This is a genomic window from Collinsella sp. AF04-24 (genome assembly GCF_003465685.1).
In the GTDB taxonomy this organism is placed as follows: domain Bacteria; phylum Actinomycetota; class Coriobacteriia; order Coriobacteriales; family Coriobacteriaceae; genus Collinsella; species Collinsella aerofaciens_AP.
Genome location: NZ_QSBK01000003.1, coordinates 90,089 through 112,526, shown reverse-complemented (window position 1 = coordinate 112,526; position 22,438 = coordinate 90,089). Strand labels below are relative to the sequence as shown.

The 22,438-nt window shown below is 63.1% G+C and carries 14 protein-coding genes and 4 tRNA genes; 3 read left to right on the top strand and 15 right to left on the bottom strand.

The window, feature by feature from the left end; translation table 11 throughout:
* Position 1 precedes the first annotated feature (1 nt).
* The 3 genes from DWV32_RS02000 to DWV32_RS01990 all read left to right on the top strand — a co-directional run bounded on the left by DWV32_RS02000 (position 2) and on the right by DWV32_RS01990 (position 3,002).
* On the top strand, positions 2-1,354 hold the full coding sequence (locus DWV32_RS02000; protein WP_117757050.1) for an NAD(P)/FAD-dependent oxidoreductase: 1,353 nt from the start codon (positions 2-4) through the stop codon (positions 1,352-1,354).
* A gap of 4 nt (positions 1,355-1,358) precedes the next feature.
* Positions 1,359-1,769: a DUF1667 domain-containing protein gene (locus DWV32_RS01995; protein ID WP_117757049.1), complete on the top strand. Its 411-nt coding sequence runs from the start codon at positions 1,359-1,361 to the stop codon at positions 1,767-1,769.
* Positions 1,770-1,913: 144 nt separating this feature from the next.
* Entirely contained in the window at positions 1,914-3,002 is a 1,089-nt protein-coding gene (locus tag DWV32_RS01990; RefSeq protein WP_117757048.1) for a Xaa-Pro peptidase family protein, read from the top strand.
* A gap of 350 nt (positions 3,003-3,352) precedes the next feature.
* On the opposite strand, the gene DWV32_RS01985 is transcribed toward DWV32_RS01990, so the two are convergent.
* The 15 genes from DWV32_RS01985 to DWV32_RS01920 form a co-directional block, all read right to left on the bottom strand.
* On the bottom strand, positions 3,353-4,696 hold the full coding sequence (locus tag DWV32_RS01985; protein ID WP_117757047.1) for a folylpolyglutamate synthase/dihydrofolate synthase family protein: 1,344 nt from the start codon (positions 4,694-4,696) through the stop codon (positions 3,353-3,355).
* A 246-nt stretch (positions 4,697-4,942) separates the two neighbouring features.
* Entirely contained in the window at positions 4,943-7,639 is a 2,697-nt protein-coding gene (locus tag DWV32_RS01980; RefSeq protein WP_117757046.1) for a valine--tRNA ligase, read from the bottom strand.
* A 284-nt stretch (positions 7,640-7,923) separates the two neighbouring features.
* Positions 7,924-9,330 (bottom strand): ATP-dependent Clp protease ATP-binding subunit ClpX, encoded by a 1,407-nt coding sequence (clpX, locus tag DWV32_RS01975; RefSeq protein WP_117736425.1) that lies wholly within the window; start codon positions 9,328-9,330, stop codon positions 7,924-7,926.
* A 1-nt stretch (position 9,331) separates the two neighbouring features.
* Positions 9,332-9,952, bottom strand: coding sequence for an ATP-dependent Clp protease proteolytic subunit (locus DWV32_RS01970; protein ID WP_022095182.1), 621 nt, complete (start codon positions 9,950-9,952; stop codon positions 9,332-9,334).
* A gap of 163 nt (positions 9,953-10,115) precedes the next feature.
* Entirely contained in the window at positions 10,116-11,417 is a 1,302-nt protein-coding gene (gene tig, locus DWV32_RS01965; RefSeq protein ID WP_233505673.1) for a trigger factor, read from the bottom strand.
* 88 nt (positions 11,418-11,505) lie between these two features.
* Positions 11,506-11,589: transfer RNA gene (locus tag DWV32_RS01960), tRNA-Leu, on the bottom strand.
* A 140-nt stretch (positions 11,590-11,729) separates the two neighbouring features.
* Positions 11,730-14,561, bottom strand: a complete 2,832-nt coding sequence (locus tag DWV32_RS01955) for a molybdopterin cofactor-binding domain-containing protein (RefSeq protein ID WP_117757045.1) — start codon at positions 14,559-14,561, stop codon at positions 11,730-11,732.
* On the bottom strand, positions 14,561-15,463 hold the full coding sequence (locus tag DWV32_RS01950) for a xanthine dehydrogenase family protein subunit M (protein ID WP_199576979.1): 903 nt from the start codon (positions 15,461-15,463) through the stop codon (positions 14,561-14,563). The genes DWV32_RS01955 and DWV32_RS01950 overlap by 1 nt, the downstream gene beginning before the upstream one ends.
* Before the next feature lie 132 nt (positions 15,464-15,595).
* Entirely contained in the window at positions 15,596-16,951 is a 1,356-nt protein-coding gene (gene gdhA / locus DWV32_RS01945) for an NADP-specific glutamate dehydrogenase (RefSeq protein ID WP_117757043.1), read from the bottom strand.
* A 262-nt stretch (positions 16,952-17,213) separates the two neighbouring features.
* Positions 17,214-17,310: transfer RNA gene (locus DWV32_RS10200), tRNA-Sec, on the bottom strand.
* A 214-nt stretch (positions 17,311-17,524) separates the two neighbouring features.
* Positions 17,525-19,495 (bottom strand): selenocysteine-specific translation elongation factor, encoded by a 1,971-nt coding sequence (gene selB / locus DWV32_RS01940; RefSeq protein ID WP_117757042.1) that lies wholly within the window; start codon positions 19,493-19,495, stop codon positions 17,525-17,527.
* On the bottom strand, positions 19,492-20,949 hold the full coding sequence (gene selA / locus DWV32_RS01935; RefSeq protein ID WP_158566024.1) for an L-seryl-tRNA(Sec) selenium transferase: 1,458 nt from the start codon (positions 20,947-20,949) through the stop codon (positions 19,492-19,494). The genes selB and selA overlap by 4 nt, the downstream gene beginning before the upstream one ends.
* A 186-nt stretch (positions 20,950-21,135) precedes the next feature.
* Positions 21,136-21,972: a formate/nitrite transporter family protein gene (locus DWV32_RS01930; protein WP_117757040.1), complete on the bottom strand. Its 837-nt coding sequence runs from the start codon at positions 21,970-21,972 to the stop codon at positions 21,136-21,138.
* Positions 21,973-22,280: 308 nt separating this feature from the next.
* Positions 22,281-22,354, bottom strand: a tRNA-Gly gene (locus DWV32_RS01925).
* A gap of 6 nt (positions 22,355-22,360) precedes the next feature.
* A tRNA-Pro gene (locus DWV32_RS01920) sits at positions 22,361-22,437 on the bottom strand.
* Between the last annotated feature and the right edge of the window lies 1 nt (position 22,438).

The following is a 22,438-nucleotide window of genomic DNA, read 5'->3' as shown; positions in this document are numbered from 1 at the left end:
GATGGCAACGCTTGATATGCGCGACGAACGCGCAGAGGCAGGAGCCGTAGCGTCGGTGTCGACGCAGGCATTCGACGTGGTCGTTATCGGCGGCGGGCCCGCCGGCATGGCGGCCGCGCTGGCCGCGCATAAGGCCGGAGCGCGCGTGGCCATCGTGGAGCGCGAGCAGCACCTGGGCGGCATCCTCCGCCAATGCATCCACCCCGGCTTTGGCCTGTCGCACTTTAAACAGGAGCTCACCGGTCCCGAGTACGCGCAGCGCTTTATCGACCAGGTGCACGCAACCGACATTGCGCTGTTCCTGAACAGCATGGTGATTGGGATTGATTCAGGCGAGCCTGCGGAAGACACCGCGGTCCACACCGTCACGCTCATGAGCCCCACCGGCATGCTGCAGCTCACCGGACGGGCGGTCGTCCTTGCCATGGGCTGCCGTGAGCGTACCCGCAGCGAGATCAAGATCCCCGGCAGCCGTCCCGCTGGCGTGTTTACGGCCGGCCTGGCGCAGCGATACATCAATATCGAAAACCTCAAACCCGGCTCGCGCGCCGTCATTTTGGGTTCGGGCGATATCGGGCTGATCATGGCACGCCGCTGCACGCTCGAGGGGATTTCGGTCGAGGGCGTGTACGAGCTCATGCCGTACGCCAACGGTCTGCGCCGCAATGTGAAGAACTGCCTGGACGACTTTGGAATTCCGCTGTATCTGTCCACCACAGTGACGCGCGTGATCGGGCACGACCGCGTGGAAGCCGTCGAGGTGAGCCAAGTCGACGAGCGCCTAGCGCCCATTCCGGGGACCGAGCGCGTTGTTCCGTGTGACACACTGCTGCTTTCGGTGGGATTGATTCCCGAGAACGAGCTTTCGGTTGCCGCGGGTGTAGAGCTTGACCCGCGCACGCGAGGCGCCGTGGTGGACCAGAGCCTGCAGACGGGCGTACCAGGCATCTTTGCCTGCGGCAACGTGCTGCACGTGCACGACCTGGCCGACAACGTGACGACCGAGTCCGAGAGGGCTGGCGCAGCTGCAGCGGCGCACGCGCTGGAAACCGGCGCGGGCGTCGCTGCGGACTGCGAGCTCACCGTCTCCCCTGCCGGCATTGCGGGATACGCGCTGCCGGGACGCATTACGGCCGTGGCGCTCACCAAGCTCAGCTTCCGCGTGCGCCGGCCGGTCGACGCCGCCCGCGTGCGCATTCTGGCAGGCGACGAGGAGATGTTTGCAGGCAAGGTCCGCCCGTTTAAACCGAGCGTCATGGAAAGCTTCCCGCTGCCGGCAAAGGTCATCAAACAAGCGCTCGACCTGGGTGTTAACGAGATTGTCCTGTCCGTCGACCCCGTTGAGGAGGCGTAGAGTCATGAGCACAAACGCGATTGAAACGCTGCAGTTCAACTGCACCACCTGCCCATCCGAGTGCCTCCTGACCGTGGAGGTCGAGCGCAGCGCAGACGGCGCCGTGGTAGAGGTGCGCTCCGTAACCGGCAACAGCTGTCCGCGTGGCGATAAGTTCGCGCATCAGGAGCTCACCTGCCCCATGCGCGTGCTCACGACGACCGTGGCCGTATCCGGCGGCGATGAGGCCCTGCTGCCCGTGCGCACCGCCGATGCCATCCCGCTGGCACTCCACGCTCAAGCCATGAACTTCATCCGCGGCGTGGTCGTCGAGGCCCCCATCCGCATGGGCGACGTCGTGCTAGAGAACCTCCTAGACACCAACATTAACCTTATCGCCAGCATGAACATCGACCGAGCCCAAGTAGCTAATTAGGGACGGGGCTCTTTTAGCTACTTTTGCCTGCACGCTTGCCAGGCTGGTCATGCTAAGGAGTGTCCCAAGGTGCCGGCATAAAAGGAACGTCCCTATCTGCCGGGCTTGGGATACCATGGTGGCAGCCTAGCGAAAGGATGTTTCATGGCACATGTCGATGACCAGCGTGTGGCACGCGTGCTCGATGCGCTCGAGGCTCAGCACCCCGGCGCGCAGCTGCTTGTAAACGACCCGTGGTCGATCTATTACCTAACCGGCTTTTATGCCGATATGTTCGAGCGTTTTTGCGGTGTGCTGCTCGCGCGCGATTGCGAGCCCGTGATCTTGGTCAACGCCCTGCATCAGCTGCCCGAGTATGACAATGCCCGCGTCGCCTACCACACCGATACCGACGTCGTAACCGACGCCATCGCACGCGAGGTCAATCCTGCCAAGCCCCTCGGCATCGACACCGTCATGCGCTCCGGCTTTTTGATGCCGCTTATGGAGCGCCACGCCGCCAGCGAGTTTTTCCTGGGCGATTTTGCCGTCACCGCCGCGCGTACCCACAAGGATGCCGCCGAGCAGGAGCTCATGCGCGTGTCCTCAGCTGCTAACGACGCCGTGATGGCCGATGCCATCAAACTCGTCCACGAGGGCGTGACGGAGCGCGAAATCGCCGACCAGATGCTCGGCTTGTATCGCAAGCACGGCTGCGAGGGCTTTAGCTTTCCTCCCATCGTAAGCTTTGGCGCCAACGCCGGCGACCCGCACCACGAGCCCGACGGCACCGTGCTCAAGCGCGGCAACGTGGTGCTGTTCGACATTGGCGGACGCCATCGCAACTACTGCTCGGACATGACGCGCACGTTCTTTTGGGGCGAGCCGGACGAGGAAACGGCGCGCATCTACGATATCGCGCGCCGCGCCAACGAGGCGGCCGAGGCGCTCATCGCGCCGGGCGTGCGCATGTGCGACCTGGACCGTGCCGCGCGCGGTGTGATTGAAGACGCGGGCTACGGCAAGTACTTTACGCATCGCCTGGGCCACTCGATCGGCCTGCAGGACCATGAACCGGGCGACGTCTCGCTGGTCAACGAGCAGGTCGTAGAGCCAGGCATGACGTTCTCCATCGAACCGGGCATCTATCTCCCCGGCCGCACCGGCGTCCGCATCGAGGACCTGGCCCTTGTGACCGAGAACGGCGTCGAGATTCTCAACGCCTACCCCCACGATCCAGTCCGTCTGGACTAGGCAATGCGGCAAAGGCGCTGTCCCTTTGCCGCATCCCACCAATACCGCGCCACAAAAACGGCCTATCTACTACGTTTAACCCGCATAGGGCGACCATACCCGCGTTTTCGCAAAATCCGCAAGCCGTCTACCTGCGGTTTTAATTTTGCAATTCTCGGTGTGGTCGGGGGTATTCGCTAAAACGTAGTAGATAGGCCCATTTCGTGGCAAGCGAGTCAACTCGGGGCACAGGGCAGCCAAAAAGCCCCGTCCCAAATTGACTGCTTTTGAGCTGCAGTGATATACGGACCGTTTGAGGCTTCTGGCTTGTAAAACAGTCCGTTTTTCACCGCAACTGATGAGGGGATGGGTTAGCGCAACAGGCCTGCTACTTCGCCGGCTAGGGTGATGGTGCCGGCTGCTACGAAGGGCTCGCCCGCGGCATCGAAGGCAGCGAGGGCCTCGGACACGCTCGGATACACGCCCGCGAGCTTGTCGGCGTCCACAAGTGCGGCAAGCTCCTCTGCCGGCAGGGCGCGATCGGAATCGGTCTGGGTCACGACCACGCGGGGGAAGGCCGGGATCAGTACGTCGACGATGCCCGCCACGTCCTTGTCGGCCAGCGCGGCGCACAGCAGCGTGGGGCGGTTCTCCACGCACGGATCGATCTCGTTCAGCGCGCTCACAAAGTTCTCGCAGCTCTGAGGGTTATGGCAGGCGTCGATCAGCTTGAGCGGATCGGTTCCCAGCACATCAAAGCGACCCGGCGTGGGGCAGCCCATAAGCGAAGCATCGAGCGCATCATGGTCGAGCTCGCGGCCCAGATAGCCCTCGCACAGCATAATCGCGCACGCGGCATTTTGCGGCTGATACGCCGGCTTGACCATGCTCGACGTGTAGATCGCACGCGGCGTGGTGCAGCTAAACTCCACCGTATCGCCCACGTGAGCCGGCACCTTGGTCGTAGCGTGGCTCACCACCAGCGGCACGATGCCGCACTCGCGGCAGCGGGCGTCCATCACGCGCTGAACGCTCGGCTCATGCGTGCCCTCGCCCAGAACAACCAGGCGTCCGGGCTTGATGACCGCGGCCTTCTCCCCCGCAATGGCCTCGAGCGTATCGCCCAAAATGCGTGTGTGGTCGAGTCCAATGCCCGTAATGGCAACGGCGACGGGATCGGTCGCGCTCGTGGCGTCCCAACGACCGCCCATGCCAACCTCGAGCACGGCAACATCCACCGCAGCCTCGGCAAACACGACAAGCGCAGCAGCCGTCAGCAGGTCAAACGGTGTGATGGCATAGGCGCGCTCCCCCGCCGCCACACGACGGGCATTCACGCGACGCCCCGCCTCGACGGCGGCGGAAACGCCACGGGCAAACGCCTCATCGCTCACGACGCGACCATCGACCTCCATACGCTCGGGATAGCGCACCAGCTGCGGCGACGTATACAGCGCAGTCTTGAGCCCCTCGCCACGAAGAATGGCAGCCGAAAAACGCGTGGTCGAAGTCTTGCCATTGGTACCGGCAACCTGAATGCAATCGAAATACTCATCCGGACGTCCCAGCTCATCGAGCATATCGACAACCGTCTCGAGCAGAGGACCAGCATCCCCAGAAATCCGCCCCGTATCAGCAGCCAGCCCAACAGCCTCATCAAACGAAAGCAAATCAAACTCAAAAGGAACGGTATACAAGCCGGAACGCTTAGGCATTTTTAGAACCGCCATTCATAGAAAAATGAAACAGTATAGGTTGAGGATAGTCAGCGAAAACGCCTCTGATGAGCCAAGGTGCCGTGAAACAAGGGCGCATAGGGCTTATGCCCATGCGCCCGAAGTTGAACGGCAGATTGGCCATCAGAGGCGTTTGCAGCGTCGAGTCAGCCGCCGTTCGTTAGAACGGCGGAATAGGTGTCCGCAGTAGCGAGCAAAGCATCGGGACGCGCCCCTCAGTAAGCCCTACGAGAAGTCAGCAACCTGAGCAGTCAGCGCCGCCAGGATCTCCTTGAGCTCAGCTGCACGGTCCCTCTTCTTCTGGACCACCGCGGGCGCGGCCTTGGCCACAAAGCCCTCGTTGGCAAGGGTCTTCTCGCAGCCAGCGAGTTCCTTCTGCGCCGCGGCAATCTCCTTCTCCAGGCGTGCCTTCTCGGCCGAAAGATCAACCTTGCCCTCGAGCACCACAAAGACCTCAACGCCGCTGTCGACCACGGCGATGCTCGCAGCCGGCTTCTCGACGTCGGTACCCATGACCAGCGAAGCGGTGTTCGCCAGCGGCTCGATGGTCGAGCGCAGGCTCTCGAGCTTCTCGATGTCCTCGGCACCGGCGCGCACGACCACGTCGAGCTCGGCCTTGGGGCTCAAGCGATAACGCGAACGCGTGGCGCGGGCGGCGGACACGACGGTACGGCACAGCTCAAACGCGCGCTCGGCGGGCTCGTCAACGTACTTGGCGTAGTCGGCGGGCTCGGGCCACTTGGCAATCATGAGCGCCTCGGCGCGGTTCACGTTATCCTCGGCGTCCAGATCGAGCACGCTCGCCGGCATGTTGTCCCAGATCTCCTCGGTGACAAACGGCATAAGCGGGTGCATCAGGCGAATGGAGGTGTCGAGCACAAAGATCAGGTTGCGCTGGGCCTGCAGACGGCCCTCGCCCTTCAGGCGAGCCTTGGTGACCTCGACATACCAGTCGCAGACCTCGTTCCAGAAGAACTGCTGCACGCCGCGCGCCATGTCGCCAAAGGTGTACTTCTCAATACCCTCGGTGACCATCTTCACGGCCTTGGCCAGGCGGCTGAACATCCAGGCGTCGGCCGGCGTCTCAACGACGGGCTCGCCGGGCGTGTAGCCCTCCATGTTCATAAGCAGGAAGCGGCTGGCGTTCCAGATCTTGGTCACAAAGCTCTTGGCCTGCTCGGTGCGCGGGCTGTCGATGAGCTTCTTGGTCTTCTTATCGATGTTCGCGTCGAACTTGACGTCCTGGTTGTTAGTGCACAGCGTGAGCAGGTTGTAACGCATGGCATCGGCACCGTACATACCGATGAGGTCCATGGGGTCAACGCCGTTGCCCTTGGACTTGGACATGCGGCTGCCGTCCTTGGCAAGGATCGTCGGGTAGATGACGACGTCCTTAAACGGCACCTCGTCCAGGAAGTACAGCGAGCTCATGACCATGCGGGCGACCCACAGCGCGATGATGTCGCGCGCGGTGACCAGCGCCGTCGTGGGGTGATGCCCCTCGAGCAGCTCCGGCTTTTGCGGCCAGCCCTGCGTGGCGAAGGTCCACAGCTGCGAGCTGAACCAGGTGTCCAGCACGTTCTCGTCCTGATGCACGTGAAGACCGCCGCACTTGGGGCACACGTCGGTGTCCTCGGTAAGGGCGTCCTCCCAGCCGCAGTCCTCGCAGTAGAACACGGGGATGCGATGGCCCCACCACAGCTGGCGGCTGATGCACCAGTCCTTGAGGTTCTCCATCCAGGTGGTATAGGTCTGCGTCCAGCGCGCGGGGTGGAAGGTGACCTTGCCGGAGTTAACGGCGTCGAGTGCCGGCCCCTTGAGCTTGTCGACGGCCACAAACCACTGCTCGGACAGCCACGGCTCCAGCGCGGAGTCGCAACGGTAGCAGTGCATGACGGAGTGGTCGAGCTCTTCGACGTGGTCGAGCAGGTCGTGCTCCTCGAACCACTTGATGACGGCCTCGCGGCACTCGTCGCGATTCATACCGGTGAACTCGCCGTAGCCCTCGACGACCACCGCGTGCTCGTCGAAGATGTTGATCTGCGGCAGGTCGTGGGCCTGACCCATGGCGTAGTCGTTGGGGTCGTGGGCCGGGGTGACCTTGACGAAGCCGGAGCCAAAGTTGGCGTCGACATGCCAATCCTCAAAGATGGGAATCTCGCGGTTGACGATCGGCAGCATGACGGTCTTGCCCACAAAGGCGGCCTTCTCGGGGTCCTTCGGGGAGACGGCAACGCCCGTGTCGCCGAGCATGGTCTCGGGGCGCGTGGTGGCGACGACGATGTAGTCCTGGCCATTGACCGGCTCGGTCAGCGGGTAGCGCAGGTGCCACAGGTGGCCCTTCTCGTCCTTATACTCGGCCTCGTCGTCCGAGATGGCGGTGGTGCAGTTGGGGCACCAGTTGACGATGCGCTTGCCACGGTAGATCAGGCCGTCATGGTACCAGTCGCAGAAGACCTTACGCACAGCCTGGGCGTAATCCTCGTCCATGGTGAAGCGCTCGTTGTCGAAATCGACGGAGCAGCCCATGCGCTTGATCTGCTCGACGATGATGCCGCCGTACTCGTGGGTCCAGTCCCAGCAGGCGTCGACAAACTTATCGCGACCGATCTCCAGGCGGCTGATGCCCTCACTCTTGAGCTTCTTGTCGACCTTAGTCTGCGTGGCGATACCGGCGTGGTCGGTACCCAGCACCCAACGCGTGGACTTGCCGCGCATGCGGGCCATACGGACGATGGCATCCTGGATGGAGTCGTCGGTGGCGTGACCCATGTGGAGCTTGCCGGTCACGTTGGGAGGCGGAATGGTGACGGTGCAATCGCCCACGCCCTCGCGGCGCTTGTAGTAGCCGCCGTCGAGCCACTTCTGCAAGATCGCCGGCTCGTTGGTCGACGGATCATAGTTCTTGGGCATCTCTTCCATATATCTCTCCCTGTCCCGCCGGCGTGTCCGCCTGCTTGGTTTTCGCTCGGTCAGGTCCTGGCTCGCACGAAGAGCACATTAAGTGCTCTTCGGCTCGTGCGGAATCTACGAAAACCAAGCAGGCGGACGCGCCTTAGGTATCGATTACTTCAGTCTGATATGACTTCGCTGAGGCTTAAACAAACACACAGAATAACACAGGTAGTTGGGTGTTTTGCGTATATATAAAATAGCCTCCGACCGCGGATGGTCGGAGGCTATTTGCAAGCACGTTTTTGGCAGGTTTACCCGTAGATGCGTTGGGGCTGTTCTTCGCCCTTAACCGCCGCTTCGGTCACGATGACCTTGGCGACACCCTCCTCGCTGGGGAGGTCGAACATCGTCTGCTGAAGCACGTCCTCGCAGATGGAACGCAGGCCGCGGGCGCCGGTCTTGCGGGCGAGCGCCATACGGGCGATCTCGTGAAGGGCCGCGGCCTCAAACTCAAGCTCAACGTCCTCGAGCTGGAACATCTTGCGGTACTGACGCACCACGGCGTTCTTGGGCTCGGTCAGAATCGACACCAGGTCGTCCTCGTCGAGCGCCTGCGTCTGGGTGACAACGGGCGTACGGCCCACGAACTCGGGGATCATGCCAAAGGCGTTGAGGTCCTGCGGGAGCACCTGACGCAGCAGGTCGTTCTCGTCGACCGAGGTGGGGCCGGCGATCTCGGAGTTAAAGCCCACGCCCTTGTTGCCCACGCGGTCGGCGATGATCTTGTCCAGACCCACAAAGGCACCGCCGCAGATAAACAGGATGTTAGTCGTGTCGATCTGCAGCAGCTCCTGCTGGGGATGCTTGCGGCCACCGGTAGGCGGAACGCTGGCCACCGTGCCCTCAAGAATCTTAAGCAGCGCCTGCTGCACACCCTCGCCCGAGACATCGCGGGTAATGGAGAGGTTCTCGGCCTTGCGGGCAATCTTGTCAATCTCGTCCACGTAGATAATGCCCACCTGAGCGCGCTCAATGTCGCCATCGGCAGCATTGATGAGCTTGAGCAGGATGTTCTCCACGTCCTCGCCAACGTAACCAGCCTCGGTGAGCGCGGTGGCATCGGCGATGGCAAACGGCACCTCGAGGATGCGCGCGAGCGTCTGGGCCAACAGGGTCTTGCCGGTACCGGTGGGACCGAGCAGCAGGATGTTGGACTTGGCGAGCTCCACCTCGTCCATGTCATCGTCAAGCTGCGAGTCCAAACCGTCGTCAAAGGCCGAAAGCGCAGCACCGCCCTCGATGACGCGGCGGTAATGGTTGTACACGGCAACCGACATGGCGCGCTTGGCGTCCTCTTGGCCCATGACATAAGCCGAAAGCTCGTCATAGATCTCGTGCGGCGTCGGCACGTGCGTGATGACCTGGCGGTCGTCCTCGAGCTCAAAGCCCTCGGCCTCGGGGTCCACGGCGGGCTGCCCAGCAGCCTGGCCGTGATCGTTGAGGAAGCCCGGCAGCTTGCCGTTGCGGGCAGCGTCCATAAAGTCCGAAGCCAGCGACTCCTCCAAGATCTCAGAGCAAGCGGCGACGCACTCGTCACAGATAAAGATGTTGGTCGGACCCTTTACGAGGCGACGGACCTGCCCCTGCTCTTTTCCGCAGAAGGAGCAGCGGATGGGGTTGCCATTCTCGTCAAAGTTGTCCTGCATGTTTCCTGCCATCCTAGGCGTCCTTCGCGGCGAGATCGCGCGAGGTGACGATACGGTCGATCAGGCCGTAGTCGAGGGCCTCGGCAGCGGTCAGGTAGTTGTCGCGCTCGGTATCGGCCTGGACCTTCTCGATGGGCTGGCCCGAGGCATCGGACAGGATCTGATTGAGCTCGCGGCGGGTCTTCTTGATCTCCTCGGCAACGATCTCGATCTCGGTCTGCTGGCCCTGGGCACCGCCGCTGGGCTGGTGAATCATGACCTTGGAGTGCGGCAGGCAGAAGCGCTTGCCCTTGGCGCCAGCCGAAAGCAGCACGGCGGCCATGGACGCAGCCATACCGACGCAGATGGTGGAGACCTGCGGCTTGATAAAGTTCATGGTGTCAAGAATCGCCAGGCCGGAGTAAACCTCGCCGCCGGGCGAATTGATGTAGAGCGAGATATCCTTCTCGGCATCCTGGCTCTCAAGATGCAGCAGCTGGGCAACGACCAGGTTGGCGCTGACGGAGTTGATCTCCTCGCCCAAGAAGATGATGCGGTCGTTGAGCAGGCGCGAATAGATATCGTAGCTGCGCTCGCCGCGCGGCGTCTGCTCGATAACGTATGGCACGAGGGCGGAATCGAACTTAGCGATCATACGCATCTCCATTTCTCTCTTGCGGACCAAATTGGTTCTAGATAAACGTACGGTGCCCGCATGCTATGCATTGGCTGGCACCGTACGAAGCAACCGGATAACCGGCTTATAACTTTACCCCATCACAGGCGCACGCATGCGCTCGCGGGCAAGGTGGCGAGAATTACTCGGCGTCCTTGGCGGTCTCGTCGACCTCGGTCACCTTGGCGTTCTCGACCAGGTGGTCGACGGCCTTGGAGCGACGGATGGACTCACGGACGGCAGGCATGCGGCCATCGGCGATGAACTCGGCCTTGGAAGCCTCGACGTCCTTGACGCCGGCCTTCTCGAACTCGGCGTTGATGTCGTCCTCGGTGACCTCAATCTTGAGCTCACGGGCGAGGGCGTCGAGCGCCAGGGACTCACGGGCAACGTCGTTGGCCTGCTTGTGCAGGTCGCCGATGAACTGCTCCATGGTCAGACCGGAAGCGGGCAGCCAGGTGTCCAGGGTCATGCCGCGGGCAGCGAGGTTGGACAGGAAGTTCTGGCCAAGCTCCTCAAAGACGGACTGCTCGTAGTCGGCATCCATCTCGTCGAGCTGCAGGCGCTCAGCGAGAGCGGAGACGCAACGGTTCTCCTTCTCGGCAGGGAGGCGGGAAGCCTTGTCCTGCTCGATCTCGATCTTGATGGCGTCGCGCATGGCGTCGATGCTGTCGAAGCCAAAGTCGGACTTAACGAGCTCGTCGGTGAGCTCGGGGGTGTTGCGGACCTTGATGCCCTTGACGGTGACCTCGACGGTGTGGGTCTCGGCCTCCTCGCCCTCCTCGACCTCGTCGGTCCAGGTGACGGTCTTGACGTCGTCAACGTTAGCGCCGATCAGGGCCTCGTTGAACTCCTTGGGGTTGCTGTCGCTACCGGCGATGAGCATGCGACCCTCGGCGGCAAAGTTGTCGGCGTTCTCGACGGCCTTGAGGTCGACGGTCACATAGTCGTCAGCCTCGACGGCGCGACCCTCGACGTCCTCGAAGGTGGCACGGTAGTTGAGGAGCATCTCGACCTGGTTGTTGATCTCGGACTCGGTGACCTCCGCAGGGGGCATCTCGATCTCGACGGCGTCGAAGGAAGAGAGCTCGGCAGCAGGACGCAGGGAGAACTCGACGGTGTAGGTGTAGTCCTCGTGATCCTTGGCGAGGTCGAGCTCCTTGTAGTCACCGTTCTTGGTGGGGACGATGTCCAGCTCGTTGAGGACGGCGGGCTCGTTGGCGGCGATCAGGTCGTTGGTGGCCTGAGCGAGGGTAGCCTCGGCGCCAAGAGCGGAATCGATGACCGGACGGGGAGCCTTGCCGGCACGGAAGCCCGGGAAGCGGTACTTCTTGGCGGTGTCCTTGTAGGCCTTCTTGATCGCGGCGTCGACGTCGGCGGCCGGGATGGTGACCGTAGCGGTGAGCTTGGCGTCCTTGACGTCAGAAGCGGTGATGTTCAACACGTTCCTCCTCATACTGCCCAGCTTATCTGAGGTGCTGGTACCTTTATGCAACAAAGTGTCGCGACGGCCAGGGCCGACGCAGGTGCGATGGTGCGGGCGAAAGGACTCGAACCTTCACGGGAATCCCACCAGAACCTAAATCTGGCGCGTCTACCAATTCCGCCACGCCCGCATGAGCGCACAGACTAGGAATGATAGCAGATACGAGCGGCAAGCGCACCCACACCTTTTACAGGCTCACGACCTCACCACGAGTGCAAAAGGCGGGGCGAGTTGTCCCGTCCCGCCAACTACGACTTGTTCGCCGACCCGCTACTCCCCCAGCAGAGCCTTCTCCGGTGTGATGGGCAGCGAGCGCACCTGGTGGCCGGTGGCGTGTGCGACGGCCGAGGCCACGGCGGCGAGCGGCGTGTTGATGACGACCTCGCCGATCGACTTGGCGCCAAACGGACCCGTCGGCTCGTAGCTCGGCTCAAAGGCCACGCGAATGCTGCCGATATCCAGGCGCGTGGGCAGCTTGTAGCTCATAAAGTTGCCGGTGCGCAGGCGGCCACGGTCGTCGTGCTCGACGATCTCGTAGAGCGCATGACCGATACCCTGGGCAATGCCGCCCTCGGCCTGGACGCGCGCGAGCGCCTCGTTGATCACGGTGCCGCAGTCGACGGCCGCCGCGTAGTCCACCACGGTCACCTTGCCGGTGGCCTTGTCGACCTCGACCTCGGCAATGCCGGCCATAAACGGCGGGGGCGAAACGGGCAGGCAGGCAGAGGCGTGCGAGGTCAGCGCGTCGCCGCCCGCGATGTTCTTGACGCATAGGTTGGCAAATTCGCGCAGCGTGAGGTAGCGGTTCTGCTCACGAGCGGCACGCTCGTCGGACAGGCGCACGTACTGGCCGTCGAAGACCACGTCGGCGGCGTCAACGTCCCACATCTGAGCGGCCTTGGCGCAAATCTTCTCGCGCAGCTCGGTCGCGGCGTTCTTGGCGGCAAGGCCCGTCACGTAGGTACCGGAGCTCGCGTACGAGCCGGCGTCGAACGGCGACACGTCGGTGTCCACGCCGCGCACCACGATCAGCGAGCTCTCCACGCCCAGCTCCTCGGCGGCAATCTGCGCCAGGATCGTGTCGACGCCCATGCCGTTATCGGTGGCGCCGGTGCCGATGGTAATGAAGCCGTCCTCTTCCAGGCGCATGTCGATGCCGGCGATGTCCACGTTGGAAATGCCCGAGCCCTGCATGGTGAGCGCGCAGCCCAGGGCGCGCACGCGGTCGCCCAGATCGACGGCAAGCGGCTTGTCGCGCCAGCCGATCATGTCCATCGCGCGCAGCAAGCAGCGGTCGAGCGCGCAGGCGTTGAGCCTCTCGTTGTAGTACTGCGGCATGATCTCGCCCTCGCGCACGATGTTCTTAAGGCGCAGGTCGGCGGGGTCCATGTGCAGCATGTCGGCGAGCTCGTTGACGGCGCTCTCCACGGCAAACTGGCCCTGGGTGGCACCGTAGCCACGATACGCACCGCCACGGTTGGTATTGGTGTAGACGGCGTCCCAGCTAAAGCGGCTCGCCTTCACGTGGTTGTAGATCGGCAGGCTCTTGTGGCCCGAGAGGCCGATCGTCGTGGTGGCGTGCTCGCCATACGCACCGGCGTTGGACAGCGTGTGCAGGTCGATGGCCGTGATGGTGCCGTCGTTCATGGCGCCCAGCTTAACGGTCATCTGCATCTGGTGGCGCGAGTTGCCCGCGGTGATGGTCTCCTCGCGGGTGTAGCAGCAGTAGCTCGGACGGCCGGTCTGCTGGGTAACGAATGCCACGAAGATCTCGCAGCAGCCCGTCTGCTTGGAGCCAAAGCCGCCGCCGATGCGCGGCTTGATGACCTGCACCTGCGACTGCGGAATATCGAGCGACTGAGCGACCATGCGGCGCACGTGGAAGGGCACCTGCGTAGAAGTGGTCACCGAGATGCGCCCAAACGCGTCGGTCGTCGCGAAGGCGCGGAAAGTCTCCATGGGCGCGGTCTGCGTGGCCTGGCTGGTGTAGGTGCGCTCAAAGACGATATCGCTCTGGGCGAAGGCCTCGTTCAAGTCACCAAAGTCGCTCGTGCCGCTGCATACCAAGTTGCGCGGGACGTCGCCGCCCTGCGGGAACATAAAGGTCACGTCGCCCTCGGGGTGGACCACGATGTCGTTATCGAGCGCCTGGGTAAAGTCGAGCAGCGGCTCGAGCACCTCGTAGTCGACCTTAATGAGCTTGAGCGCCTTGTCGGCGGCCTCCTCGGTCTCGGCGGCGACGATCGCCACCTCCTCGTTTTGGTAGCGCACCAGGTTCTCGAGGATCAGGCGGTCGTAGGGGCTCGGCTGCGGGTAGCTCTGGCCGGCGATGGTAAAGCGACGCTTGGGCACGTCCTCGTAGGTGTAGACGCCCACGACGCCCGGCACCTTCAGGGCGCGCGACGTATCGATGGAGCGGATCTTGGCGCGGGCATAGGGGCTGCGCTTGAGCTTGACAATCAGGGCGCCGGCGGGCACCAGGTCGCCCGTGTAGACGGGACGGCCCTCGAGCAGGGCCTTCGAGTCCTTCTTAGGTTGCTTGTGAGTGATCTGCTTGTAGGTGACGCCGTCAGAGCTGGTGTCGTTGACCGGCAGCTCGGGCAACTCAAAGCCCACCTGCACGCCGGACTCGTTGAGGAAGCGGACAATGGCGCGCAGCTGGCTCTCGTAGCCGCTGCAACGGCAGAGGTTGCCGGCGAGCTGGCGCGAGAGCTCCTCGCGCGTGGCGACGAGGCTCGGGTCCTCCTTGGCGGCGCGGGCAAGCGCCAGCACGTTCATGATAAGGCCGGGGGCGCAAAAACCGCACTGCTCGGCGCCTTCGGCAGCCATCGCGCGGGCAAGCGCCTCGGACTCAGCCTTGAGACCCTCGAGCGTGGTGATGGTATGGCCCTCGACGCGCGCGGCGGGAACCGAGCAGCTCAGCACCGGGTCGCCGTCGAGCCACACCGTGCACAGGCCGCAGTTGGTGGTCTCGCAGGCGCAGCGCACCGACGCGCAACCCTGCTCACGCAAAAGCGAAAAGAGCATGGTATCGGGGGCAATCTGAACCTTGACCTTGCGGCCGTTGAGCGTAAAGGAAAGATCGATGAGTTTGGCAGCCATTAGCGCACCTCGCTAGAATCGACGCCGGGCACGCGGCGGCAGGAATACTCGTCCGTGGCGAACTTGGGGATCTGCACGGTCTCGAGCTCGCGGGCAAGCGCGGCAGAAAGCTCGATGCCGGCGGCACGGCGCACGGCCTGGATGGCGAGCGGGGCCGAGATGCGGCGGCGGTAGTCGGCCGAGCCCCACAGGTTGGTTCCGTAGCTCAGGGCACGCACGGATGCAGCAAGGGCGCGAAGCTCGTCCTCGGAAGGCTGCTCGTTGGTAAGGCCGCACGCCACGCCCTGCAGCAGGGTCGCGCGCAGCGGGCGGGCGCCCACGGTGACGTGCCAAGTGTTGTTCCACCAGGCGGCGGTGACGTTGAGCGAGGGGAAGTCGGTCGCGGCCTTGCGCACGGCCTCGTAGCTCGCACGGTAATCGTGTTTAACGACCACGATGTGCTCGATCACGTCGCGCACGTAACCCATGTCGACGAACTCGGCGAGCGGCACGCGGCCGGCGCCTGTCAGCTCAACATACGAATCGAGCGCCAGGAACGCCGAGAGAACGTCCGAGAAGCCAAAGCGGCCGTAGATGCTGCCGCCCACCGTGGCGGTATTGCGCAGCTGCACGCCCACGATGTCGTGGACGGCGAACTCAAAGACATTGTTGACAAGCGCGTTGAGCTCGGCATGGCGCTCGAGCTGGCGCAGGGTGCACATGGCACCGATGCGAAACTCGGTCTCGGTCTCCTCGATCTGATCGAGTCTGCAGGCCGAAAGGTCAATCGCCGTCGCCACGCGACGCGAACCCAGACGCATCCAGATGCCGCCGCCCACAATCTTGTTGTTACGGTTCTTCTGTAAGAGCTCATAGGCTTCGGCCGCGTTTCCAACACGGACGTAGGTACCGAACTTGAGCACGTTCTCCCCCATCTCTTTACTTGTCCAGTGTCCTTTAGTGTACCAAACGAGGGCGCACGGCCCTCGCCACCATAGAAAAAGGCTCCCGGCAAAAATGCTGGGAGCCTTATCAGTTGCTATGTCGAGCTGGATTTAGCAGACGCCCTGGGCGAGCATAGCGTCGGCGACCTTCAGGAAGCCGGCGATGTTGGCACCCATGACAAAGTTGCCCTCCTGGCCATACTCCTTGGCGGTGTCGTCCACGTTGTGGAACATGCCGCGCATGAGCTGCTCGAGCTTGCCGTCGACCTCCTCGAAGGTCCAGGACAGGTGCTCAGCGTTCTGGCTCATCTCCAGGCCGGACACGAGCACGCCACCGGCGTTGGCAGCCTTGCCGGGCATAAAGGCGACGCCGTTCTCCTGGAAGTAAGTCGTGGCCTCGATGGTCGTGGGCATGTTCGCGCCCTCGCCGACCACCTTGCAGCCGTTGGCGACGAGCGCCTGGGCGTCCTCGAGCAGCAGCGTGTTCTCGCGAGCGCAGGGCAGCGCGATGTCGCAGGGAAGCTGCCACACGCCACGGCCGTCGCCCTCGTGCCACGTGGCATTGGGCTTCTCGTCGACGTACATAGCGAGCGTGATGCCCTTGTCGTGGCCAGAGCGCTTCTTGTTATAGACATGCTCGAGCACGGTGTAGTCGATGCCGTCGGGGTCCTCGACCCAGCCGTGGGTGTCGGAGCAGGCCAGCACCTTGCCGCCGAGCTGGGCGACCTTCTGGACCGCGTAGATGGCGACGTTACCGGAGCCGTGAACGACGACGTTCTTGCCCTCGAAGGACTCGCCGCGGCTCTTGAGGTACTCGTCCACAAAGTAGACCAGACCGTAGCCGGTGGCCTCGGTACGGGCGAGCGAGCCGCCAAAGGAGAGGCCCTTGCCGGTAAGGACGCCGGTCCACTCGTTGGTCAGGCGCTTGTACTGACCGAACATGTAGGCAACCTCGCGGCCGCCAACGCCCAGGTCGCCGGCGGGAACGTCGGTATTGGGGCCAATGTGGCGATAGAGTTCGGTCATGAAGGACTGGCAGAAGTGCATGATCTCGTTGTTGGACTTGCCCTTGGGGTCAAAGTCGGAGCCGCCCTTGCCGCCGCCCATGGGAAGGGTGGTCAGGCTGTTCTTGAGGATCTGCTCCAGGCCCAGGAACTTGAGCATGCCCAGGGTGACCGTCGGGTTAAAGCGCAGGCCGCCCTTGTAGGGTCCAATGGCAGAGTTGAACTCGACACGATAGCCGCGGTTGACCTGAACCTTGCCCTGGTCATCGACCCAGGGGACACGGAACATAACGATGCGCTCGGGCTCGACGAGGCGCTCAAGCAGGGCGGCCTCCTCGTACTCGGGATGGGCGTCGAGCGCCGGCTGGATGGTGCCGAGGATCTCGGTCGCGGCCTGGATGAACTCAGGCTGCTCGGGATAGCGGGCCTTGAGCTCGTCGAGAACTTTCTGCGTGTAGCTCATGCTTCCTCCAATTGATGGAAAAGAAAGGTGTCGTTCGCGGCGCCCCATGCGCCGCGAGCTTTATCGAGTATGGATAATATCGCACTGTTGCAGCAAAGTTTCGCATAAGCCGACGAGCAGATGTTTCGTTTTGATTACGATGCAGGTAGAAGCGTTTTTGAGCACCCGACGTACAAATCGCGTGTTTCGAAGCTGTTTCGTCCACATGGTCCATACCACCACAAAGAGGACAGGCACCTTTGTGGTGGTTGGCAGGATGCGTTGGCGGGAACGTATGTGAATCGAACACATCCAAGACGTTTTGCACGCCTCACAACGGTTTTGAGGACCGCGGGGCCCACCGGAGCCCATCCGTTCCCAAACGTGGCGGTATTTTACCAAACGCGCAGTGTCGCGCCACGAAAACGGCCCATCTACTACGTTTAACCAGCAAGGGTTAGCCATACCCACTTTTTCGTAACATCGGCAAGTCATCTACCTGCGGTTTTGTTTTTGCGGTTTTTGAAATGGTCGAGGGTAGTCACTTAAACGTAGTAGATAGGCCGGTTTTGTGGCGAGCGGCGATTCGGAGCCCTAGCGCAGGGATCTGAGACCGCCGGCCTCCTTGTTGAGCGTCGTAAAACGCACCGCATCCAGGTGCTCCAAGATGCTAATGGCTCGTTTGCGCGACACGCCTAAGGCCTCGCGCAGCACACTCGTCGTGGCAACGCCGCCAGCAGCCTCGATAGCCGCGGCGACGACCTCACGTGCATGGGCCTCGGCGGCGGCAGACAAGGCAACGTCGCGTTCGATCTTAACGATCGCGCGGTTGAGCGAAAGCTCGCGCAGGGCACGCGTCATGGTGTCGCGATCGAGCTGCAGACGCTCACCCACCTCGGGCAGCGTCGCCGCACCGAGACCCGCCTCGTCGAGGGCGGCCACGATGCGCTGGCTCGCCTCGCGCACCACACGTATCGCCGCAGCGGCAGAGTGCGGGTCGAACACCTCGGCACCGTCGACGGTGCACACGCCGCGCGCACAGCCCTCGAGAACGAGCGCGGACGCGACGTCTTCGCCCGCTGTCGGCCAGGCGGCATGCGCGACCTCGCCCGGCGTGAAACCCGTCTGCTTGGGCGCGGCCCAGTGCATGGCGGCCAGCGTGACGGAGAGCGTGGCGAGGGCGGCATCGAGCACAGCGGGGGCGGCATAGAGCTCCTCGGTCGAGCGCTCGGCACGAAGCGCCACGGCGTGACCCGAGGAAACCGCCCCGTGCAGGAGCGCAGCCGCCTCGGCACCCGAAAGATCGAGAGCACGGGCTGCGGCCGCGGCAGGCACGGGCAGGCGCTGCAGCCCCAACCATGCGGCAACGGCGGCGGCGCGGTCGTCGGCATCCAGGGCCCCGAGCAGCGCACACTCGCCCGCGGAGAGGACGCGCGAGCGGCGACACCGCGAAAGAAGAACACGACCGCCGCCGATAAGCACCACCGGCGAGAACGCGAGCACAATGAGGCCGTCGCCCGATCGCACGGGAAGGCGCTCCTCCAGACGGACCTGCACGATGCGGGTCTCGCCAACCTCAATGGGTCCCTCACCCTCCATGAGCATGATACGGCCAAGGACCTCCGCCGTACCCGCCATCACATGAACGCGCGTACCGGACCCGAAGGGCGCGGGCTTGGTGCCCTCGCGCCCCAGATACGTGAAGCGGGCGATGAGCCTGAGCGTCGAGCCCTCAGCACCAGACCCGCAGAGGACCTCGCCACGCGGAAGGTCGCCCGCACCGTCGCCCACGATGTTGAGCGCCGCGCGCTGTCCGGGCAACGCCCGAGGAGTATCACCATGCACCTGAATCGCACGCACGCGGCAGCGCACGCCCGCGGGACATGAGACGAGCTCGTCGCCCACCGCTACGGGGGCATCGTGAAGCGTGCCCGTGACGACCGTCCCGGATCCCTTGATGGTGAAGCAGCGGTCGATGGGCAGGCGCGGGGCCAGACCGGGGCGCACCGGGCGGGATGCGGCATCGGCCAGGAAAGAGTCGATGGCGGCATCGAGGGCAAGGCGAACGTCCTCGATGCCCACGCCCGTGCGCGAGGAAACAGGCACCACGGGCGCATCGGCAAAGACGGTATCGCTGAGGAAGTCCATCACGTCGAGCTCGGCGAGCTCCGCCGTCTCGTCATCGGCCAGATCGCGCATCGTGAGCGCCACCACGAGGTGCCTCACGCCCAACAGCTCCAACACGTACACGTGCTCTCGCGTCTGCGGCATCACGCCCTCAACGGCAGAAACCACCAGCAACGCAACGTCCACGCCGGTGGCACCCTGTACCATCGCGCGCAGGTAGTGCGCATGCCCGGGCACGTCAACCAAGCCGACAAGCTTGCCGCTGGGAAGCTCGAGCTCGCCAAAGCCGAGCTCAGTGGTCATGCCTCGGCGCCGTTCGACCTCCAGACGGTCGGGATTTTTGCCGGTCAGCGCCTCGATAAGGGCCGACTTTCCGTGGTCGACGTGTCCTGCTGTTCCAACGACAACGGGACACTCGACAAGCTCACGCGCAGTCATCGACGCAAACCCGCCCGCACGGCATCCGCCAACGCAGACGCACACAGGTCAAGGTCGGTGTCGTGCAAAAGCGTGCGAACGTCAAACAGCACCTGGTCGTGGCGCACGCGTGTCACAACCGGCGTATCGGGCTCCTGTACCATAGCGCGCTTTAGGCCATCGGCGGATAGACGCCCATCGACGGGACAGACGGCAACGCAAAATGTAGGGAGCTCGACAGTCGGCAGCGATCCGCCGCCGGGAGTAGAGGCGCCCTCGACAACCTGCAGCTCCACGGCCTCCTCGCACTGAGCCTCGCGAAGCTTGCGCAGCATGCGGTCGTGCAGGCGCTTGGCCTGGCGCTCGAGCGGAGCCGGCGCGCCGGAAAGCATGTTGAGTACCGGGATCTCCCGATGCGCCGCATCGGGACCGGTCACATACAGTCGCAAAGTGGCCTCGAGCGCCGCGAGCGTGAGCTTACCGGGGCGAAGCGCGCGCATAAGCGGATGAGAGGCGCAGGCGGCAATTGCCTGGGCGTTGCCAAGGATGATGCCCGCCTGCGAAGCACCGAGCAGTTTGTCGCCCGAGCACGAGACGACGTCAACGCCGGCGCCAAGAGACACGGACGCGGGCCTCTCCCCCGCATCGGCGAGTACCCCATCTGCAAGCAAAGCGCCTGAGCCTTGGTCCTCGTAAAGCAACAGGCCATGTTCATGCGCCAGCGCAGAAAGCTCCGCCACGGAAACCTCCTCGTGGAAGCCCTCGATACGGTAGTTGGAAGGATGGACTTTGAGGATCATCGCCGTGTTGGGCGTGATGGCGTTTCGATAATCATCCAGATGTGTGCGGTTGGTAGAGCCAACCTCGACAAGCTTGGCACCCGAAGCCGCCATGATGTCGGGGATGCGGAAGCTGCCGCCCACCTCGACAAGCTCGCCGCGGCTCACGATGACCTCTTTGCCGAAGGCATGCGCGGCAAGCACCAACAGCACCGCGGCGGCATTGTTGTTGACAACTAAGGCGTCCTGCGCCCCCGTGAGCGTGCGCAGCAGACGCGCGGCATGCTCTTTGCGGCCCCCGCGAGCGCAGGTTGAGACGTCATACTCAAGCGTGCTGTAGCCTCGGGCGACATCGGTCACCGCCTGCACCGCCGCGGGAGCGAGCGGAGCGCGGCCCAGATTGGTGTGAATCACAACGCCCGTCGCGTTGACGGCAGGGCGCAGGGTCGGCAGCGACAGGCGATGGGTCCGCTGCTCAATTGCCAAGGCGAGCTCGCGCTTGTTCCTTGCAGGGGCGCCGGAGCGAATCGCCGCGCGCTCGGCATCGAGCTCGGCGTCAATCGCCTCGCGTACCATCGTGTCGCCTGCATCGCCAGCAGCCTTCATGACCGGCCACTCGGCAAGCAGCTCGTGAACGGCGGGAATGGAACGCAGGCGGCCGCGCACCTCGGCAGACATGGATTCGCAGTCGCTCATGAAAAGCCTTTCGACATGTTCAATAAAAAGCTGGTCCCCCGCGATCGTCATCGGGCAAATAAATACCGGCGCGCACGCAAAAGGGACAGGTCCATTATGGCAGCTCGTGACAAGACGTCGAAGCGCCTCGTCTAAAACCTGCCAAAATAAACCTGTCCCTTTTTGGTCGGTTATGGCTTGGTGGCTTTAGGCCTCCTTATTGGCGTAGATAAACCAGTAGCCCAGCGCCACGATCAGGGCGCCACCCACGATATTGCCCAGCGTGGCGACCGTAAGGTTGAGCGCCAACCCGGCAGCGTTGAGGGCATCGGCGCCAGCGACATCGGCTCCATAGCCGCAGGAGTGCATCAAAATACCCATGGGCAAAAAGTACATGTTGGCAACGCAGTGCTCAAAACCGCAGGCCACAAAGGCGGCAATGGGCAGCAAAATGCCCACGACCTTATCGACCACGGTCTTGCCGGCAGCGCCGATCCATACGGCCAGGCAGACAAAGATGTTGCACAGAATGCCGCGGAAGAAGATGGTAACGGCGTCGATCGTAACCTTACCGGCGGCGACGCTCACCATGGCGTTGGCGACGGCCTCGCCGTTGAGCTTGTAAATAGCTGCCATGTAAATCAAAAAGACAACGAACAGGGCGCCGGCAAAATTGCCGATCCACACAATAGCCCAAGCCTTGAGCATCTGGACGAGCGTGATCTTGTTGCTCTTAAGCGCGCAGACCATAAGCGAGTTGCCGGTAAACAGCTCCGCGCCGCAAATAAGCACGAGCACCAGCCCCAGGCAAAAAGCAAGGCCACCCACAAAGCGCTGAGCGCCCCAGCCAAGGGACGCATCGCTCAGAAAGACCGTGAAGAACAGGCCGCCAAAGGCGATGAACGCACCGGCGAACATAGCGAGCAAAAAGGCCTTCGAGACCGGCAGGTTAGCCTTGGTAACGCCGGCGGCCTCGGTCTTCGCCTCGATCGCGGCGGGCGCCAGGCAATCGGAGGTGGGGTATTCTGCCTTGCTCTGTGCCATGGAAATCACTTCTTTCTTACGATTCGGGACAAACGCTCCTGGTTCATTTGCCCCGCGAGGTCGGACGGTATAAAAATAAACGCGAGCCAAATTAGCATATTGGCCTGCGATTATATAGCTTGGAGCGGGCGACGGGAAGTCCAAGGATTTGCTTCGCTGCGGGCCTTCGGCCCTTGCGTGCTGCGCTGGAAAATGCTCACGCATTTTCTCAGCTCCGCACCCTGGCGGATTCGATTCCCGTCGCCCGGCGCGTAAACGAAAACAGCTCTGATCCCCAAAGGAAACCAAAGCCGTTAAAACAATTCTTATGGAGCGGGCGACGGGAATCGAACCCGCGTCATCAGCTTGGAAGGCTGGGGTTCTACCATTGAACTACGCCCGCAAGATATGGTCGGGACGACAGGATTTGAACCTGCGACATCCTGCTCCCAAAGCAGGCGCGCTACCAAACTGCGCCACGTCCCGA

Coding starts and splice junctions, on each gene's coding strand:
- DWV32_RS02000 (WP_117757050.1), top strand. CDS start 2: ATGGCAACGCTTGATATGCGCGACGAACGCGCAGAGGCAGGAGCCGTA.
- DWV32_RS01995 (WP_117757049.1), top strand. CDS start 1,359: ATGAGCACAAACGCGATTGAAACGCTGCAGTTCAACTGCACCACCTGC.
- DWV32_RS01990 (WP_117757048.1), top strand. CDS start 1,914: ATGGCACATGTCGATGACCAGCGTGTGGCACGCGTGCTCGATGCGCTC.
- DWV32_RS01985 (WP_117757047.1), bottom strand. CDS start 4,696: ATGCCTAAGCGTTCCGGCTTGTATACCGTTCCTTTTGAGTTTGATTTG.
- DWV32_RS01980 (WP_117757046.1), bottom strand. CDS start 7,639: ATGGAAGAGATGCCCAAGAACTATGATCCGTCGACCAACGAGCCGGCG.
- clpX (WP_117736425.1), bottom strand. CDS start 9,330: ATGGCAGGAAACATGCAGGACAACTTTGACGAGAATGGCAACCCCATC.
- DWV32_RS01970 (WP_022095182.1), bottom strand. CDS start 9,952: ATGATCGCTAAGTTCGATTCCGCCCTCGTGCCATACGTTATCGAGCAG.
- DWV32_RS01955 (WP_117757045.1), bottom strand. CDS start 14,561: ATGGCTGCCAAACTCATCGATCTTTCCTTTACGCTCAACGGCCGCAAG.
- gdhA (WP_117757043.1), bottom strand. CDS start 16,951: ATGAGCTACACGCAGAAAGTTCTCGACGAGCTCAAGGCCCGCTATCCC.
- selB (WP_117757042.1), bottom strand. CDS start 19,495: ATGACTGCGCGTGAGCTTGTCGAGTGTCCCGTTGTCGTTGGAACAGCA.
- selA (WP_158566024.1), bottom strand. CDS start 20,949: ATGAGCGACTGCGAATCCATGTCTGCCGAGGTGCGCGGCCGCCTGCGT.
- DWV32_RS01930 (WP_117757040.1), bottom strand. CDS start 21,972: ATGGCACAGAGCAAGGCAGAATACCCCACCTCCGATTGCCTGGCGCCC.